This window comes from Burkholderia sp. RF4-BP95 (assembly GCF_001521985.1).
In the GTDB taxonomy this organism is placed as follows: domain Bacteria; phylum Pseudomonadota; class Gammaproteobacteria; order Burkholderiales; family Burkholderiaceae; genus Burkholderia; species Burkholderia diffusa.
In genome coordinates, this window is record NZ_LOSX01000080.1 from 97,863 (window position 1) to 115,184 (window position 17,322).

Consider the following 17,322-nt stretch of genomic DNA (forward strand, 5'->3'; position numbering starts at 1 on the left):
CCCGAGCGGCCCGGGCGAACCGTTCGAACGCTTGTTCGACGCTGTACGGTTCGCCCACGGCCAGAGGAAATCGATTGCAATCAGGGCCAATTCGACTTCCGGTGCGGGCCGGTTGCGAGTAGTGTCTACGTGCCCGTATTCCGGCCCAGTCCGGGCACGACCGATGCCCGGCGCTCGATTACCACACTGAACACTGGAGATCTGCGATGAAACGTTCGAAGTTCCTGCTGTCGGGCCTGCTGCTCGCGTCGGCCCTCGGTTTCACGGCCGTTGCCGCACATGCGGAAGACCTGCTCGACTCGGTAAAGAAAGCCGGCGTGCTGCGCGTCGGCCTCGAAGGCACGTATCCGCCGTTCAACTCGCGCGGCACGTCGGGACAGCTCGAGGGCTTCGACGTCGATGTCGCCAATGCCGTCGCCGGCAAGCTCGGCGTGAAGACGCAATTCGTCCCGACCGAATGGAGTGGGATCATCGCGGGGCTGCAGGCCGGCAAGTTCGACGTGATCGTCAATCAGGTCACGATCACGCCGCAGCGCAAGGAAGCGCTCGACTTCAGCGAGCCGTACACGTATTCGGCCGCGCAGCTGATTCAGCGCAAGGACGACACGCGCAACTTCAAGTCGCTCGAGGATTTCAAGGGCAAGAAGCTCGGCGTGACGCTCGGCACCAACTACGACCAGATGGCGCGCAGCGTGCCGGGCATCGAGGTGCAGACGTATCCCGGCGCGCCGGAAAAGCTGCGTGACCTCGCCGCGGGCCGGATCGAGGCGACGCTCGACGACCGCCTGATGCTGCCGTACATGATCAAGACGTCGAACCTGCCGCTGCGCTCGGGCGCGGTGCTGAACGGCGGCAAGCAGGAGATGGCGATCCCGTTCCGCAAGGGCAATCCGAAGTTCGAGAAGGCGATCAACGATGCGCTGGAGTCGCTGCGCAAGGACGGCTCGTTGAAGAAGATCTCGATGCACTGGTTCGGCAGCGACGTGACGGTGCCGGTCGCGCAGTAAGCGGTTCGCCGCGCTTGCGTTGCGTCACGTCCTTCGCTGCGGCGAAGGCGTGACGCCCATCTGCATGACGCTTCTCCGAGCAGGTAATCGCGCTGCTTGCCGAGCTGCGCGCGCTGACGGGCCATCGTCGCTGGCTCTTCCCGAATAGCCGTAGACCGTTGCAGCAGATGAGCGAGAACACGATCCTGTACGCGCTCTACCGCATGGGCTATCGCAGTCGCATGACCGGACACGGGTTCCGGGGTCTCGCTTCAACGATCTTGAACGAGAAGGGATTCAATTCCGACTGGATCGAGCGTCAGCTCGCCCACTCGGAACAGGATGGTGTGCGGGCGGCATACAACCATGCCGAATATCTTTCGGAGCGCCATCGCATGATGCAGTGGTGGGCGGACTATCTAGACAAACAGGGTGGGGCGCAGATCATCTCGATTGTGGCGGCAAGATAGACAGTGTCGCCACGCGGATGCCTACATAAGTCCAGACTCGATCTCTCAGTCTGCGTTAGATCAGGCCTGAGATTGCTTGGCCGTTACTTCACCAAGGGCTGCAATCGACTCGCATCGATCGTTGACTACTCGACCGGTCGGCGATCGCTATGTAGGCTAGGGTCGACTTCAGCGAGCTAACTCACGGATAGCCGAGCCCCTACAATTTGCTGAACGGTCAAAATTCGTCCGTCTATGCTGTTCCATACATGATCACCCCTGCGGCTGGCTTCAGCGTTGTAGTAGAAGATGTGAGCCATAGCTGTGGGGCTTAGCGCCTCCGTTACGACGTAAATCACGTACGTTGCTCTGTGCTCTGGGGAGAACATCTGCTTGTACTCATTCGGCGTGAGTTCGACACACAGTTCGCGCCCTGACAACCCTTTGACCTCCACTTTGAGTGTAACGTCACCTCCGGTCACGGTCAGGTCCCAACCCACGTTATCTTTCTCGACGGAACTAACCGTGAGATTTCCACCTTCGTCGGACTCGTAGTAGCGAACCGCATGCCGGACGGCCGCTACCTCGATCAACTTTCGTGTAGCTGGGTCGATCTCGTTGCGGCCGTTGCCACCAGATTTTTTGGGCGGGCGGTTTATACCATCTGACGCGAGGTAGTCGCGAACTCGCGCGACGAAGGCGTCGTTTCCGTACCAGACGGGACTCTGCCCGAGATTGCCTGGCTTTTTCGCAGTCGGAACCGCAACGGTTCGTTGATCTGGTGATAGTAGTTTGGCCCGAACAACAGGTGCCCGAATCTGGTACTCGATAATGTCTCCGGATGGGCGCGCTACCTTGAAATACCGGCTATCGCGGTGTATCGATGCATCACGGTACCAACCTGCCACGTAGGTAACTTTATTTCGCGGGTTGCGCGCTATCCAAACGACCGTTACACCATCAAGTTGCTCGTCGGTCCTAGCTGCTCCAAGTCTCTTGATATCGATGCGCGCAGAGCGTGGCACATAGCCGTAGAGGTTCCCGTCATGCGGAAGATAGTTCCAGGCTTCATGACCATAATCGTGCGTCTTAAGCCAACCATGGCCACCGAGCGTTGGGTCGTTGGTCGGACCTCGATACGCGACCATCCAGCCCACATTTACGAACACTAATCGCTCATCCATATTTTCCCCCGTGCGCTCGAGTTATCTGAAATTATCCACGCCGCGTCGGCAGTGATTATAGGCAGACGGTGAGCGGCTACCAACGGGCCCCAATCAGAGCTGGTCGATGGACTTCATTTCTGATGGGCTGGCCTATGGTCGGCGGTTTCGATGCCTGAACGTGGTCGACGACTACACGCGCGAGTGCTTGGCCATCGAGGTCGATACTTCATTACCGGGCCTACGCGTGCAGCAAGTGCTCGAGCGGCTCAAGGAGATGCGAGGCTTACCCGCATCCATCACGGTCGACAACGGGCCGGAGTTCGCTGGTAAGGTGCTGGATGCATGGGCCTACGAAGCCGGCGTCACGCTGTCGTTCATTCGGCCTGGCAAGCCGGTGGAAAATGCCTATATCGAGAGCTTCAACGGGCGGTTCCGCGATGAATGCCTGAACGAGCACTGGTTCGTCTCAATGCGCCACGCCAAGCAGCTGATTGAGGAATGGCGTATCGAGTACAACACCGAGCGGCCTCATAGTTCACTCGGCTATCTGACGCCGGCGCAGTTCGCTCGGGCGCACGATGCAAAGCAGCAGTTTTTAACCTCGGACTCTAACTGCAGTTCGGACTAAAACCGGGGGCAGGTCAGACGCAATCCAGCACACCAATAAGTCGAAGAATCTTAAGAGCCATTTTCTGTTCAAAAAATGGCCTGTTCCGAAAGAAGGGGGGGGGGAAGAGGCGGCAATAAACCCCGCCGCACTATTAAAGTACGAGCGCAACGAAGTTTGCGGAAAACGCACAAAGTAACTTTGCAAAGTTACTTTGCACGGCGCGCCGCGCGCGGTATCATTCGTCCTAACAAGAGCTATGCGTTTCCTAGGCGCGGTGGCTCTTGTCGTTCCTCCAGTTATGGAACAGGCAGCCAAGCCAAAAAATCGCCGGTGGGATGTGTTGGTAGCACATCCCCCGGCACCCTCTCGTCAGCTCGACGAAATATGCTCAACACTGAGCATTCCCCGCCTTTTATCCTTGCATCGCCCACAGATTCGTAGAGCTGTGTTCGATTAAGTGCCAACAAGTACCGCAATTATATCGAAAGGTCTGCCCCCATAAAAGATTTGTCTCGGATTATCTAAGATCGCAATACATGGTGTGACTGTTCGGCCAGAAGGCTACATTCGCCTCCCGATGTTCATGTGCTCACAATAGGCAGCGGTTGGGATCTACCCTTTGTTCAATCGGAGGCCTGACTGTGCCGCTTAATTCAAACGTTAGATGCTATGAAGACCATCGCCGCATGCCCAGATTGCATTCAAGAAGCGTCAAAGGATGGGAAGCAGCCCAAGTTCAATCCGATAGCTGGCGAACTTGATGACAATGGCATAATTCACGTCACCTGCGACCGAGGACACAGCGGAGTCGTCTTATACAACGCCCGCAGATACGAAGTACTCGTGCGTTCAGCCGCTCGTGCAGCGCTCGACGGATATACAAACGAAGTCGTAGCTGTTATGTCCTCGGCACTAGAACGCATATACGAGTTCTACATCCGGGTCTCGTCCCGGGCAAAGGGTACCCCGCAAGAAACGGTTGAGGCGGCTTGGAAAAATGTCGCTGCCCAGTCAGAACGCCAATTTGGCGCATTTCAGTTCCTCTATATGCTTGACCAGAGCCAGCCCTTCAAGCTTGAGCCACGCATTACCGAGACGCGTAACAAAGTGGTCCACCGAGGTAAAATTGTGCGGGAGGCAGAGGCCCTCGAATTTGCCGAAAGCGTCTACAGCGTAATCCAACACCTTCAGACAGAGCTTCAATCGAAGTTTCCCCAATTCGTAGCCGAAGAGGTCGAGCGCGAGATGAAAGTCCAGCTGTCGCAAGTTCCAGAGGGCGTTAACCACATCACATTGTCCACCACCACCGTGAACGTGGACAAGTCTAAGAACGAGGTCACCGGAGTCGTGACTAAGTTCATTGAGCATGTTGCATGCCATACATCAGTCGCGCGAGCGTGGTTTTCCTTCATAGCATCAAAAATTCGTCCGAGTCGACCGCTACTTCGTGATGGTGGTTTTGCTTAAGCATTAGTTGAACGTCTGCAGTGGGTTGGCACGGACGCAGCTCATGATTGGGCTCGCAGTATCACGCTTAAGCATTGGATATTCGAAATCGCCCAGAGCACGCGCCGGATAGTGGAGCATTGTCGGCAGCCTATGTCCGTTATGTGGTTCGTGGACAATCATCGAGAGGCGACGCAGCATCGCGTTTTGCCATGGTTCCATAGCCCCTCGACGCTTGACGGTGGACTGAAAGCCGCACCTCGGCGAAAGCATCTGTCCTCGCACGACTTCGGTGCCGAACATTTCCCGGCCGGCCCGCGACGCCTCTTGTCAGGAGCCGTGCATTCCCTCGGTTGCAATGCCGCTCCAAGCGATGCCGTTGCGCCGCAGCCAATCTTTCAGGCACTGCCTGCAAACGAGCAACGTGCCGCCGACGATGAGCGCGGTCGTGGGCATCGGTCGGCCAGATGCCCCCCTCTTTTGCTGTCACGGCCGCGTCACGATGCCCCAATAACGTTGCACGTCCCGGCCGTGGCGTACGCATCCAGCGGATCCGATGACATCGCCCCGCTCAGGGAGCGCCTGGCTCCTCGCGACGACGTGCCCTCGTCACAAACGGCCGCGCATTTCCGCATCCCCATGCCTTCGGGTCATTTCATCAAAAGACAGGATCGACGCCGGTTCGAACCGGATCGCGGACGATCAGGAGACAAGGACCATGCTGAGTCCGCACGAATTCTCGATGCTGCTGCGCATTGCCCGCGCACCGGACAGCGTCGACCCGTCCAACCCGGCGTTCGCCGTGCTCGTCGAAAAGCGGCTGGTCGACGATACGCAGGTGCGTGTGAATGCGGTGGCGGCGCGTCCGGCGCTCACGCCGATCGGCCAGATGCTGCTTGCGCGCTTCGACGAAGCGGCTTGAGAGAGGGGAGCGGCACTATATGCACACGACGCATCTTCATCTTCTCGGCCCGGAATGCGCCACTCTCGGCGCTCCAAGTCGATCTCCGTCCACTCCGCCTGCCGCAACTCGATAGTGCGAACGAACGTCAATGCCAGGAATCGCAGAGCGAGCCGAGTCTCCGGCTCGCCCTCATAGGCAGCGATCGAGCGAAGCAGCTCCGGCAGCTCGCTTTCGCTGACTCGTGCCATATGCTTCACTGGCACCGCCTTCAATGCGCCTCGCAGGTCCGGCGACGGATCTCGCTCGGCACGGCTCGTCGCGACGGCATAGCGAAACACTTGGCCGCATATCTGCAACGTCTTGCGCGCCGTCTCGAACGCCTCCCGACCTTCGATGCGTCGAATGACCGCGAGCAAATCCGGTGCGCCGATCGAAGAAATCGGACGCTGGCCGATCAGGGGAAACACCTCGCGATCGAGCTGTTTCTTTACTCGGTTCGCGTGCGAAGCGCTCCATGTCGCTTGCTGCGCCTCGTACCACTCCAGCGCGACGGCCTCGAAGGTGTTCTGTGCGGCAATGGCGCGAGTCTGCTTCTCGACGTCACGCTCGAACGCAGGGTTCTTCCCTTCCCCTAACAGCCGCTTCGCTTCGTCACGCCTCGACCGCGCATCAGCGAGAGACGTCGCGGGATAGTCGCCGAACGTCAGCAGGTTTTCTTTGCCATTGAACCGGTATTTGAGCCGCCATTTCTTCGAGCCACTGGGGCGCAGATCGAGAAACAGGCCGCCACCGTCGAAGAGTTTGTTTCCCCCGGCCTCATCAAACTTCGCGTTGCGGCACTTGGCGTCGGTAAGAGGTTTGCTTTTCATTGTTCGTCGGGGGTACGGCATACCCCCAAATCCCCGAAGTCATACCCCGAATCTTACCCCCAAATTTTCGGGATGCCCCGGTTCCACTCGGCACTTCCAGAAACAAAAAACCCGCGTCAGCGCTAGGCTGGACGCGGGTTTTGGGACTTCCCGGTACTACTCGATACTAGTGTTTGGTGCCGGCTGCAGGACTCGAACCCGCCACCTGATGATTACAAATCAACTGCTCTACCAGATGAGCTAAGCCGGCGTAAGCGCGAGATTCTACCTCATTTCACGATCTTGAGGCGAGGTCTGCTGCCGCCTTTCGAACCATCGCCGTCGGTTTTCGGCGGTTCATCGGCACCCTCGGACGGCTCTTCGTTCGCGCCGTGATCGGCAACTGGCGTCAGCACCGCAGGCGACTCGTCGCGTCGCGCATCGTCGGCCTGCTCGGCATCGTCCTCGAACGCGCCCGAATCCTCGCCCTCGCCCGCCACCGCATCGACCTGGAACGCCATCCCCTGCCCGTTCTCCCGCGCGTAAATCGCGAGCACGTTGGCCACCGGAATCTCGATCTTGTGCGCTTTCCCGGAGAACCGGGCGGTGAACTCGATCCACTCGTTACCCATCTGCAGCTGGCTCGTGGCCTCGAAGCTGATGTTGAGCACGATCTCGCCGTCACGCACGAACTGACGCGGCACGCGCGTCGAGTTGTCGACCCTCACCGCGATATGCGGCGTGTAACCGTTATCGGTGCACCACTCGTACAGCGCGCGCAGCAGATAAGGTTTCGTTGAAATCTCTTGCATCACAATCCTCGAACCCGGAGCAGGCACGCGGCACGCCGCGCGCCCGCTCCGTCATGCACTCATTGCACCATCAACGACGCATGACCTTTTCGGACGGCGTCAGTGCTTCGATATAGGCCGGACGGCTGAAGATTCGCTCGGCGTACTTCATCAGCGGCGCGGCATTCTTCGACAGCTCGATGCCGTAGTGATCCAGACGCCACAAGAGCGGCGCGATCGCGACGTCGAGCATCGAGAACTCCTCGCCGAGCATGTACTTGTTCTTCACGAAGATCGGCGCGAGCTGCGTCAGGCGATCGCGGATCGCGAGGCGTGCCTTCTCGTGGTTCTTCTCCGCTGCCTTGCCCTTTTCGTTCTCGAGCGTGCTGACGTGAACGAACAGCTCCTTCTCGAAGTTGAGCAGGAACAGGCGTGCGCGTGCGCGCTGCACCGGGTCGGCCGGCATCAGTTGCGGGTGCGGGAAGCGCTCGTCGATGTATTCGTTGATGATGTTCGATTCGTACAGAATCAGGTCGCGCTCGACCAGAATCGGCACCTGACCGTACGGGTTCATCACCGAGATGTCTTCCGGCTTGTTGAACAGGTCGACGTCACGGATCTCGAAATCCATGCCCTTCTCGAACAGCACCAGCCGGCAACGCTGGGAGAACGGGCAAGTTGTGCCGGAATACAGAACCATCATATTTGCGTTTCCTCAAAAAAGCCGAGGGCCGGCACGCGGCGCAACCCCTTTCACGGGTTCCGCCTTGCGCCGGCCCCACGCCGGTCAGGCGTGTTTACTTGATATCTTTCCAGTACGCGGCATTGAGCCGCCAGGCCAGGAAAGTCAGGACACCGAGAAAGACCAGCACCCACACGCCGAGGCGCTTGCGGGTCTGCTGGGCCGGCTCGGACATCCATGTCATATAGGCCACCAGGTCGGCCACCGCAGCATCATAGTCCGGCGACGACAACGTCCCCGGCGTGACCTGCTGGAAGCCGACGAGCGTGTGGACCTTCTCGCCCGTCTCCTCGTCCGTCTTGTCTTCGAATTTGGCAGTGCGCTGCCCCTGCAGTTGCCACAATACATGGGGCATGCCGACGTTCTCGAACACCGCGTTGTTCCAGCCGCTCGGCCGCGTATCGTCGCGGTAGAAACTCCGCAGGTACGTGTAGAGCCAGTCGCGGCCGCGCGCCCGCTCCTCGACCGACAGGTCGGGCGGCGAGGTGCCGAGCCAGTTCTTCGCGTCTTCGGGCCGCATCGCGACGGACATCGTGTTCCCGACCTTGTCGGTCGTGAACAGGAGATTCGTTTCGATCTCCTTCTGGGATATGCCCAGATCCGTCAGACGGTTGTAGCGCATCAGGTTCGCGCTGTGGCAGTTCAGGCAATAGTTTACAAACAATTGCGCGCCGTGCTGAAGCGAAACAAGATTTTCCGTGTTATCGGGCGCCCGGTCGAGCGGAAAATTACCTTCCGCGCGCACGGCCGGCACCGCCAGCAGCGCCACGGCCGTCACCCCGATCAGCGCGAGCGTCGAAAGCAGTTTCTTCATGTCGTTCTCTCCTCGCTCACGTTAATGGGGCTTGAAGCGCACCCGTTCCGGCGGCTGCTTGAACGTGCCAAGCGGCGTCCAGACGGGCATGCCGAGGAAGAACGCGAAGTAGATCAGCGCGCAACCCTGCGCAATCAGCGTCGCGACCGGCGATGGCGGCCGTGTGCCGAGGAACGCGAGGATCAGGAACGCCGCGACGAAGATCCCGAGGAACACCTTGTGGAACAGCGGCCGGTAGCGGATCGACTTCACCGGGCTGCGGTCGAGCCACGGCAGGAAGAACAGCGTGATCACCGCGGAACCCATCACGACGACGCCCCAGAACTTCGATTCCGTCAGGAACATGAACACGACGATCGCGGCGGCCAGCACCGGCAGGCCGACCTTCCACTTGCCGCGCGCGCGGATCAGCGCGAGCACGCCGAGCAGCGCGATCACGACCATCAGCACGATCTTGAACGGGTCGGTGGTCGCGCGCAGCATCGCGTAGAACGCGGTGAAGTACCAGACCGGCGCGATCTCCGGCGGCGTCTGCAGCGGGTTCGCCGGGACGAAGTTGTTCGACTCGAGGAAGTACCCGCCCATCTCCGGCGAAAAGAACACGATCAGCGCGAACACCATCAGGAACACGCAGACACCGAAGAAATCGTGCACCGAGTAGTACGGATGGAACGGGATGCCGTCGAGCGGAATGCCGTTCGCGTCCTTCTTCGCCTTGATCTCGATGCCGTCCGGGTTGTTCGACCCGACTTCGTGCAGCGCGACGAGGTGCGCGATCACGAGGCCGACCAGCACGAGCGGAATCGCGATCACATGGAACGCGAAGAATCGGTTCAGCGTGACGTCGGACACGACGTAGTCGCCGCGGATCCACAACGACAGGTCCGGGCCGACGAACGGGATCGCCGAGAACAGGTTCACGATCACCTGCGCGCCCCAGAACGACATCTGGCCCCACGGCAGCAGGTAGCCGAAGAACGCCTCGGCCATCAGGCACAGGAAGATCGCACAACCGAAGATCCACACCAGCTCGCGCGGCTTGCGGTACGACCCGTACATCAGCCCGCGGAACATGTGGAGATATACGACGACGAAGAACATCGATGCACCGGTCGAGTGCATGTAGCGGATCAGCCAGCCCCACGGCACCTCGCGCATGATGTACTCGACCGACGCGAACGCGAGCATCGAATCGGGCTTGTAGTTCATCGTCAGGAAGATGCCCGTGACGATCTGGTTGACGAGCACGAGCAGCGCGAGGGAGCCGAAGAAGTACCAGAAGTTGAAGTTCTTCGGCGCGTAGTACTCGGAAACGTGCTTCTTCCAGGTGGACGTGAGCGGGAAGCGCTGGTCGATCCAGCCGGTGACACCTGTCGTGGAGACTTCTTTGTTGTCGGCAGCCATCACGCTTCTCCTTTCTCGTCCTTGCCGATCACGAGGGTCGTCGCCGACGTGAACATATAGGGCGGGATGTCGAGATTCTGAGGCGCCGGCTTGTTCTTGAACACGCGGCCGGCGAGGTCGTAGGTCGAACCGTGGCACGGGCACAGGAAGCCGCCCGGCCAGTCGTCCGGCAGGTTCGGCTGCGGACCCGGCGTGAAGCGTTGGCTAGGCGTGCAGCCGAGGTGCGTACACACGGCCATCACGACGAGAATGTTCTTGCGATCGGCCCGCGAGCGATATTCGTTCGCGCAATACGCGGGCAGCGGCATCGTATAGGGTTTGTCGGAGGTCGGATCGGCCACTTCCTTGTCGGCCTTGACGACGTCGGCCAGCATGGCGTCGGTACGGTTCAGGATCCAGACCGGCTTGCCGCGCCACGGCACGGTGACCATCTCGCCGGGCTTCAGGCCGCTGATGTCGACCTCGACCGGAGCGCCGGCCGCTTTCGCTTTCGCGGACGGCGCAAGCGACGCCGCGAAAGGTATGACGGTGGCTACGCCTCCCACGCCACCTGCTACGGATGTCGCAATCAGCCAGGTACGGCGGCCGCTGTCGACGCGTTTTTCTTCCTTGTCTCGCATCACACGCCCCACTTCTGAGTTGGATTTTCCGTCACGACTTTTCATTCCGCCGCTAGTTTGCGCGAATGGAGTCGCCATTTACAAGGCCCGGAGATGAAAATCCCTTCGAAGTAGTTGATAGTCAAGGGTTTTCCCCCACTATCGGAGCGATTAAATCATTTCACTTTTAAGCGTCCGCTACATTGCGGAATTTCGATGCGCCGCCGCAAATCCGTCGTTCAGACCGGATTATGAATATCGATAAAAAGGTGTTCGATATCGAATTCTTCGGACAAGTGGGCGCCAAGCGCCTGGATTCCGTAGCGTTCGGTCGCATGGTGCCCCGCCGCAACGAACGCGACGCCGCTCTCGGCCGACGCGTGCGTGACGGATTCCGACACTTCGCCGGTCAGGAACACGTCGGCGCCGGCGTCGATCGCGGCATCGAAATAGCTCTGCGCGGCGCCCGTGCACCATGCGATGCGGCGCAGCTGCATCTCCGGATCGCCGAGCACGAGCGGCGTGCGGCCGAGCGTGCGCTCGACCTTCGCGACGAAGTGCTCGAGCGTGACGGGCATCGGCAGCGTGGCCATCCAGCCAAGATCGCCGTCGCCGAAACGCTGCTCGCCGATCAACCCGAGCTTCTCGCCGAGTTGCGCGTTGTTGCCGAACTCGGGATGCGCGTCGAGCGGCAGGTGGAACGCGAACAGGTTCAGGTCGTTCGCGAGCAGCAGCTTCAGGCGCCGGTACTTGCGGCCCGTGATCTGTGGCGCCTCGTTGCGCCAGAAATAGCCGTGATGGACGAGCACCGCATCCGCCCCCCATTCGAGCGCGGCCTCGAGGAACGCGACCGACGCCGTCACGCCGGTGGCGATCTTCTCGATCTTGCGACGCCCCTCGACCTGAAGGCCATTCGGGCAATAGTCCTTGAAGCGCGCGGTTTCAAGGGTATTGTTCAAGTACAATTCGAGTTCGATCCGATCCATATAAACCTCTAATCCATTCAGATGCTTAGACGCTTCTGGCTGTTCTTCGCGCAGGCGGTGACCGTGCTGCTCGCGCTGATGTTCATCGTCGTGACGCTCAAGCCGCAATGGCTGCAACGGCAAGGACAGCTCGGCAAGCAGCTCGCCACGCCGATCGTCGCGCTGCGGGAAGTCGCGCCGGGCATCGGCGGTGCACCGGCGACCACGTCGTACGCGGAGGCCGCGCAAAAGGCGATGCCCGCCGTCGTCAACGTCTTCTCCAGCAAGGATGGCTCGCTGCCGCCCGATCCGCGCGCGAAGGATCCGCTGTTCCGCTACTTCTTCGGCGACCGCAACGCCCGCAAGCAGCAGGACGAACCGGCCGCCAACCTCGGCTCCGGCGTTATCGTGAGCCCTGAAGGTTACATTCTAACGAACCAGCACGTCGTGGACGGCGCCGACCAGATCGAAGTCGCGCTCGCCGACGGCCGCACCGGCACCGCGAAGGTGATCGGCAGCGACCCCGAAACCGATCTCGCCGTGCTGAAGATCAACATGACGAACCTGCCGACGATCACGCTCGGCCGTTCCGACCAGTCGCGGGTCGGCGACGTCGTGCTCGCGATCGGCAACCCGTTCGGCGTCGGCCAGACGGTCACGATGGGGATCATCAGCGCGCTCGGCCGCAATCACCTCGGCATCAACACGTTCGAGAACTTCATCCAGACCGACGCGCCGATCAACCCCGGCAACTCGGGCGGCGCGCTGGTCGACGTGAACGGCAACCTGCTCGGCATCAACACGGCGATCTACTCGCGCTCGGGTGGCTCGCTCGGCATCGGTTTCGCGATCCCCGTGTCGACCGCGCGCACCGTGCTCGAAAGCATCATCACGACGGGCTCGGTCACGCGCGGCTGGATCGGCGTCGAGCCGCAGGACGTCACGCCGGAAATCGCCGAATCGTTCGGGCTTCAGCAGAAGTCGGGCGCGATCGTCGCGGGCGTGCTGCAGGGCGGCCCGGCCGACAAGGCCGGCATCAAGCCGGGCGACATCCTCGTGAGCGTGAACGGCGACGACATCACCGACACGACGAAGTTGCTGAACACCGTCGCGCAGATCAAGCCGGGCACGCCGACCAAGGTGCACGTCGTGCGCAAGGGCAAGGAGTTCGACGTGAGCGTGGTGATCGGCAAGCGCCCACCGCCGCCGAAACAGACGCTCGACGAACAGGACAGCGACAGCGAGTGACGTCCGGCGGGCGGCGTATCGACGCCGATTGCCGGTCAACGATGGAAATGCAAAAGGGCAGCCTGATCGGCTGCCCTTTTGCTTTGCTTCGACGATCCTTCGTCGCGGTGACGGAGCTGCGTTCGCCCCCGCCACCTGCACCGCCCGATCGCCCGTCCGGCTTCAACGTCGTCGAGGGGCCGCATCGACGGCGCCCCTCATGCCGGCCGCCGCGTGCCGCGTCTCATCAACTTGCGGCACCGTTCTCCGCCTCGGGTTCTTCCGTCGGCTTCGGCACGAAGAAGCGCGCGGCCAGCAGCCCGATCTCGAACAGCACGACGAGCGGCAGCGCGAGCATCAGCTGCGAGAACACGTCCGGCGGCGTGACGACCGCCGCGACGACGAACGCGCCGACAATCACGTACGGCCGCATCTCCTTCAGCTTCTTCAGCGTCAGCACGCCCATTCGGACGAGCAGCACGACGACGATCGGCACCTCGAACGTGACCCCGAACGCGATGAACATTCCGAGCACGAAGCTCAGGTAGTTGTCGATGTCGGTCGACATCTCCGCGCCGAGCGGCGCGTTGTAGTGCGCCATCACGCGGAAGATCGTCGGGAACACGAGGAAGTATGCGAACGCCATTCCGCACAGGAACAGGACGTAGCTGCTGCCGACGAGCGGCGCGACGAGCTTCTTCTCGTGCTGATACAGCCCCGGCGCGACGAACGCCCAGATCTGGTACAGCACGATCGGCAGCGCGATCACGAGCGCGACGAGCATCGTGACCTTCATCGGCACGAAGAACGAGCCGGTGACGTCGGTCACGATCATCCTGCCGCCCTTCGGCAGGTTTTCCATCAGCGGCCGCGCGAGCAGCCGGAAGATGTCGGGCGCCCAGTACACGAGCCCGAGGAACACGACGATCACGGCCAGCCCCGCGCGAATGATGCGATCGCGAAGCTCGACGAGATGGGAAATGAAGGTTTCTTCCGGGGCGTCGCCCGGATTCTGCTGCGGGTCGCTCACACCGGCCCTCGGTAGGATTGACGAGCGAGCATGCGCTCGACTCAGAAGAAGCGCGTCGGCCGGCGCAGGCTGGCCGGCTGATGGCGCGCGACACGCGCGGCGCCCGACTGCACGTGCGTGCGGCGGGTCGTCGCGCGCTTGTACCAGACAGGCGTCGCCGCCTGTTTCACACGCCAGTTGCGACGCTTCGGCGCGAGCGCGGCCGTGCTGCCGCGCCACGACGGCGCCGCGGGCGTGTCGGAGCCGTACGTGCCGGCATCGACCGAGCCTTCGTTAAGGCCGCCGACCGCGGAGTTCCACGTGTCGTTCAGTTCCTTCTCGTGCTCGCGCAGGTTGTCGTGAATCGTCGTCTCGACATTGCGCGCGGCCGACTCGAAATCGGTCTTCATCGTCCGCAGCGCGTCGAGTTCGATTTCGCGCGAGACCTCGGCCTTCACGTCGTTGATGTACCGCTGCGCGCGGCCGAACAATGCGCCGGCCGTACGCGCGACGCGCGGCAGGCGCTCGGGGCCGAGCACCACGAGCGCGACGACGCCGATCAGCGCCATCTTCGAAAGGCCGAGATCCAGCATCGCGAATGCCTGTCAGCGTGCCGGCATTACGCCTTGTTCGAGTCGGAACGCGTCGTTTCCTTCGCGTTGACGTCGACCGAACCCGAGCGCGGCAGTTGCTGCGCATCCGCCGGTGTCTCGCCTTCCTTCATGCCGTCCTTGAAACCCTTCACGGCGCTGCCGAGGTCGTTGCCGATGTTGCGCAGCTTCTTCGTACCGAAAACCAGCGCGACGATCAGCAGCACGATCAGCCAGTGCCAAATGCTCAATCCACCCATGATGAAACCTCTCCTCAACCACGCCGCGTCGCGGCGCAAATCGCCGGCGGCACGCCGGCTTCGACTATCGATGCGGGGAAACGCCCCGCCACGTCAACCCATCCGCAACCACGGGCGCGGGCCGGCCAGGATATGCGCGTGCAGGTGGTAGACCTCCTGCCCGCCGCCGGGGCCCGTGTTGATCACCGTGCGAAACCCGGTCTCGCCCCCCGTGTACGCAACGCCGAGCTGGTCGGCCAGACGGGCGACCAGCAGCATCAGCCGGCCGAGCATCGGCGCATCGGCCTCGCTCGCCGCCGACAGCGTCGGCACGTGCCGGCGCGGAATCACGAGCACGTGCGTCTCGGCCGCCGGGCGGATGTCGCGGAACGCGACGAATTCGTCGTCCTCGTGCACCTTCGTGCTCGGGATCTCGCCCGCCGCGATCTTGCAGAACAGGCAATTCGGATCGTGACTCATGTTGCTCCTGCGAAACGCCCGCGCGCCGGTCAGAACCAGGCCTGCGGATCGAGCGTCTTGTTGTCGTTCAGGTACAGCCAACCTTTGATGATACGGTACAGCGTCCAAATCCATGTGACAAACATGACGACGAATCCCACCACCACGAACATCAGCGCGAAGCCGATCACGTAAGCGATCAGCGCGCGCCAGAACGTGCGGATCTGCCACTCGAAATGGTCGGCGTACGGCGTGCCGGCCACGTCGTCGCGCTTCACGTAGTTGATGATGATCGCGATGATCCCGGTGACGCCGCCCGTCAGCCAATGAATCGCGTAGAGGCCGTACAGCACGTGCGTCAGCGTGCGCAGACCTTTCAGTCGCTCGGCGTCCGCTGCGCCCGGCACCGACGGTGTCGGAAACTGGCTCGGCGTATCGGTCATGATGCTACCCCCGTTAGATGACAATTCTTACAGCTTACCGCACTGGCGTCGGCGCGGCAGGCCGCGCGTCGTCACCCGCCGTTTTCCTCGCGCTCGCGACGCTTGCGCAGCGCCTTTTCCTCGATGCCCGACAGCCCTTCGCGGCGCTCGAGTTCGGCGATCACGTCGGCCGGGCTCAGGTCGAAATGCGACAGCATCACGAGGCAGTGGAACCACAGGTCGGCCACCTCGCCGACCAGCGCCGTCGGCGCGCCGCCCTGGCGCACGTCCTTCGCGGCCAGCACGACTTCGGTCGCCTCTTCGCCGATCTTCTTCAACACCGCGTCGTCGCCCTTGTGGAACAGGCGCGATACGTACGATTGTTCGGGGTCGCCGCCCTTGCGGCTATCGATCACGGCCGCGAGGCGCAGCAGCGTGTCTTCGGTCGATTGCGTCATTTGTAGATGTGTTCGGGGTCTTTCAGCACCGGATCGACCGCGACCCAGTCGCCGCTGTCCACGGTGCCTTCGAATTTCTGGAAGAAGCACGAATGCCGGCCGGTGTGGCATGCGATGCCCGACACCTGCTCGACCTTCAGCAGCACGACGTCCTCGTCGCAGTCGAGCCGCACCTCGTGCACGTGCTGCACGTGGCCCGACTCCTCGCCCTTGAACCACAGGCGCTTGCGCGAACGCGAATAGTAGACCGCGCGCTGCGTCTCGATCGTCTTCGCCAGCGCCTCGCGGTTCATCCACGCGAACATCAGCACGTCGTTCGTCGATGCTTCCTGCGCGATCACCGGCACGAGGCCGTTGTCGTCCCAGCGGACCTTGTCGAGCCACGCGGGGGATTTCGTTTCCGTCGTCATCACAGCCTCACCGGAATGCCCTGGTCGGCCATGAAGCGCTTCGCCTCGCCGACCGTGTGCTCGCCGTAGTGGAAGATGCTCGCGGCCAGCACCGCGTCGGCGCGGCCGTCCTTGATGCCGTCCGCGAGGTCCTGCAGCGAGCCCACGCCGCCCGACGCGATCACCGGCACCGGCACCGCGTCCGACACGCCGCGCGTGAGCGCGAGGTCGAAGCCGGACTTCGTGCCGTCGCGGTCCATGCTCGTGAGCAGGATTTCGCCCGCGCCGAGCTCGGCCATCTTGCGCGCCCATTCGATCGCGTCGATGCCCGTGCCCTTGCGGCCGCCGTGCGTGAAGACTTCCCAGCGCGGCGCCTCGCCGTCGGCCGACACGCGCTTCGCGTCGATCGCGACGACGATGCACTGGGAGCCGTACTTGTCGGCCGCGTCGCGCACGAGCTGCGGGTTCGCGACCGCCGACGAATTCATGCTGACCTTGTCCGCGCCGGCGTTCAACAGGCGCCGAACGTCCTCGACGGCGCGCACGCCGCCGCCGACGGTCAGCGGAATGAAGACCTGCGACGCGACTGCCTCGATGATCGGCAGGATCAGGTCGCGCTGGTCGGAGGTCGCGGTGATGTCGAGGAACGTCAGTTCGTCGGCGCCCTGGTCGTCGTAGCGGCGGGCGATTTCGACGGGATCGCCGGCATCGCGCAGTTCGACGAAGTTGACGCCTTTGACGACACGCCCGGCGGTCACGTCCAGGCAGGGGATGATGCGTTTAGCTAGAGCCATGATGTTGCGCC

General features: G+C 62.0%; 19 protein-coding genes, 1 tRNA gene and 3 pseudogenes. 6 read left to right on the plus strand and 17 right to left on the minus strand.

Annotated elements, in window-relative coordinates; translation table 11 throughout:
* The first annotated feature begins 206 nt into the window (after nt 1-206).
* Nucleotides 207-1,007 carry a cystine ABC transporter substrate-binding protein gene (locus WS46_RS27215; protein ID WP_059599833.1) on the plus strand — a complete coding sequence of 267 codons (801 nt, stop codon included), beginning with the start codon at nt 207-209 and terminating at the stop codon, nt 1,005-1,007.
* A 74-nt stretch (nt 1,008-1,081) separates the two neighbouring features.
* A pseudogene (locus WS46_RS27220) lies at nt 1,082-1,456 on the plus strand (tyrosine-type recombinase/integrase); the annotation flags it as partial.
* A 176-nt stretch (nt 1,457-1,632) separates the two neighbouring features.
* Here WS46_RS27220 and WS46_RS34600 read toward each other — a convergent pair.
* Entirely contained in the window at nt 1,633-2,619 is a 987-nt protein-coding gene (locus tag WS46_RS34600; RefSeq protein WP_082725405.1) for a protein NO VEIN domain-containing protein, read from the minus strand.
* Between the two features lie 82 nt (nt 2,620-2,701).
* Between WS46_RS34600 and WS46_RS27230 the strand changes: the two are divergent.
* The 3 genes and pseudogenes from WS46_RS27230 to WS46_RS27240 form a co-directional block, all read left to right on the plus strand.
* Nucleotides 2,702-3,229: pseudogene (locus tag WS46_RS27230) on the plus strand (IS3 family transposase); the annotation flags it as partial.
* 651 nt (nt 3,230-3,880) lie between these two features.
* Nucleotides 3,881-4,678 (plus strand): hypothetical protein, encoded by a 798-nt coding sequence (locus WS46_RS35670; RefSeq protein ID WP_156443195.1) that lies wholly within the window; start codon nt 3,881-3,883, stop codon nt 4,676-4,678.
* Between the two features lie 697 nt (nt 4,679-5,375).
* On the plus strand, nt 5,376-5,579 hold the full coding sequence (locus tag WS46_RS27240; protein ID WP_059535665.1) for a hypothetical protein: 204 nt from the start codon (nt 5,376-5,378) through the stop codon (nt 5,577-5,579).
* Between the two features lie 314 nt (nt 5,580-5,893).
* On the opposite strand, the pseudogene WS46_RS36940 reads toward WS46_RS27240, so the two are convergent.
* From WS46_RS36940 to WS46_RS27280, 8 genes and pseudogenes are all read right to left on the minus strand, one after another.
* Nucleotides 5,894-6,451 (minus strand): annotated as a pseudogene (locus WS46_RS36940) (tyrosine-type recombinase/integrase); the annotation flags it as partial.
* A 153-nt stretch (nt 6,452-6,604) separates the two neighbouring features.
* Nucleotides 6,605-6,680 (minus strand) — tRNA-Thr (locus WS46_RS27250).
* Between the two features lie 19 nt (nt 6,681-6,699).
* Complete coding sequence (locus tag WS46_RS27255) at nt 6,700-7,221, minus strand: ClpXP protease specificity-enhancing factor (protein ID WP_059449799.1); 522 nt, start codon at nt 7,219-7,221, stop codon at nt 6,700-6,702.
* Nucleotides 7,222-7,291: 70 nt separating this feature from the next.
* Entirely contained in the window at nt 7,292-7,903 is a 612-nt protein-coding gene (locus WS46_RS27260; protein WP_006400565.1) for a glutathione S-transferase N-terminal domain-containing protein, read from the minus strand.
* Between the two features lie 94 nt (nt 7,904-7,997).
* Nucleotides 7,998-8,756, minus strand: a complete 759-nt coding sequence (locus tag WS46_RS27265) for a cytochrome c1 (RefSeq protein WP_059692363.1) — start codon at nt 8,754-8,756, stop codon at nt 7,998-8,000.
* A gap of 21 nt (nt 8,757-8,777) precedes the next feature.
* Nucleotides 8,778-10,160: a cytochrome bc complex cytochrome b subunit gene (locus WS46_RS27270; RefSeq protein ID WP_059535660.1), complete on the minus strand. Its 1,383-nt coding sequence runs from the start codon at nt 10,158-10,160 to the stop codon at nt 8,778-8,780.
* A complete protein-coding gene (petA, locus tag WS46_RS27275) occupies nt 10,160-10,780 on the minus strand; it encodes a ubiquinol-cytochrome c reductase iron-sulfur subunit (protein WP_059535658.1) in 621 nt (206 codons plus the stop codon). The genes WS46_RS27270 and petA overlap by 1 nt, the downstream gene beginning before the upstream one ends.
* A 218-nt stretch (nt 10,781-10,998) precedes the next feature.
* The gene (locus tag WS46_RS27280) at nt 10,999-11,745 is read right to left on the minus strand and encodes a Nif3-like dinuclear metal center hexameric protein (protein ID WP_059535656.1); all 747 of its coding nucleotides are present in this window, start codon (nt 11,743-11,745) and stop codon (nt 10,999-11,001) included.
* A gap of 21 nt (nt 11,746-11,766) precedes the next feature.
* Here WS46_RS27280 and WS46_RS27285 point away from each other — a divergent pair, with 21 nt between their 5' ends.
* Nucleotides 11,767-12,972, plus strand: coding sequence for a Do family serine endopeptidase (locus WS46_RS27285; protein WP_059535654.1), 1,206 nt, complete (start codon nt 11,767-11,769; stop codon nt 12,970-12,972).
* A 226-nt stretch (nt 12,973-13,198) separates the two neighbouring features.
* Here WS46_RS27285 and tatC read toward each other — a convergent pair whose 3' ends face one another.
* The 8 genes from tatC to hisF all read right to left on the minus strand — a co-directional run bounded on the left by tatC (nt 13,199) and on the right by hisF (nt 17,311).
* Entirely contained in the window at nt 13,199-13,981 is a 783-nt protein-coding gene (tatC, locus tag WS46_RS27290; protein WP_044845948.1) for a twin-arginine translocase subunit TatC, read from the minus strand.
* A 41-nt stretch (nt 13,982-14,022) separates the two neighbouring features.
* Nucleotides 14,023-14,553, minus strand: a complete 531-nt coding sequence (gene tatB / locus WS46_RS27295; protein WP_059535650.1) for a Sec-independent protein translocase protein TatB — start codon at nt 14,551-14,553, stop codon at nt 14,023-14,025.
* Between the two features lie 26 nt (nt 14,554-14,579).
* The gene (gene tatA / locus WS46_RS27300; protein WP_034183658.1) at nt 14,580-14,810 is read right to left on the minus strand and encodes a Sec-independent protein translocase subunit TatA; all 231 of its coding nucleotides are present in this window, start codon (nt 14,808-14,810) and stop codon (nt 14,580-14,582) included.
* 93 nt (nt 14,811-14,903) lie between these two features.
* Nucleotides 14,904-15,269: a histidine triad nucleotide-binding protein gene (locus WS46_RS27305; protein WP_044845951.1), complete on the minus strand. Its 366-nt coding sequence runs from the start codon at nt 15,267-15,269 to the stop codon at nt 14,904-14,906.
* 29 nt (nt 15,270-15,298) lie between these two features.
* A complete protein-coding gene (locus tag WS46_RS27310) occupies nt 15,299-15,691 on the minus strand; it encodes a hypothetical protein (protein ID WP_059449807.1) in 393 nt (130 codons plus the stop codon).
* A gap of 71 nt (nt 15,692-15,762) precedes the next feature.
* Nucleotides 15,763-16,128: a phosphoribosyl-ATP diphosphatase gene (locus tag WS46_RS27315; RefSeq protein ID WP_044845953.1), complete on the minus strand. Its 366-nt coding sequence runs from the start codon at nt 16,126-16,128 to the stop codon at nt 15,763-15,765.
* Nucleotides 16,125-16,538 carry a phosphoribosyl-AMP cyclohydrolase gene (gene hisI / locus WS46_RS27320; RefSeq protein ID WP_059692364.1) on the minus strand — a complete coding sequence of 138 codons (414 nt, stop codon included), beginning with the start codon at nt 16,536-16,538 and terminating at the stop codon, nt 16,125-16,127. The genes WS46_RS27315 and hisI overlap by 4 nt, the downstream gene beginning before the upstream one ends.
* On the minus strand, nt 16,538-17,311 hold the full coding sequence (gene hisF / locus WS46_RS27325; RefSeq protein WP_059535646.1) for an imidazole glycerol phosphate synthase subunit HisF: 774 nt from the start codon (nt 17,309-17,311) through the stop codon (nt 16,538-16,540). The genes hisI and hisF overlap by 1 nt, the downstream gene beginning before the upstream one ends.
* Nucleotides 17,312-17,322: the final 11 nt, after the last annotated feature.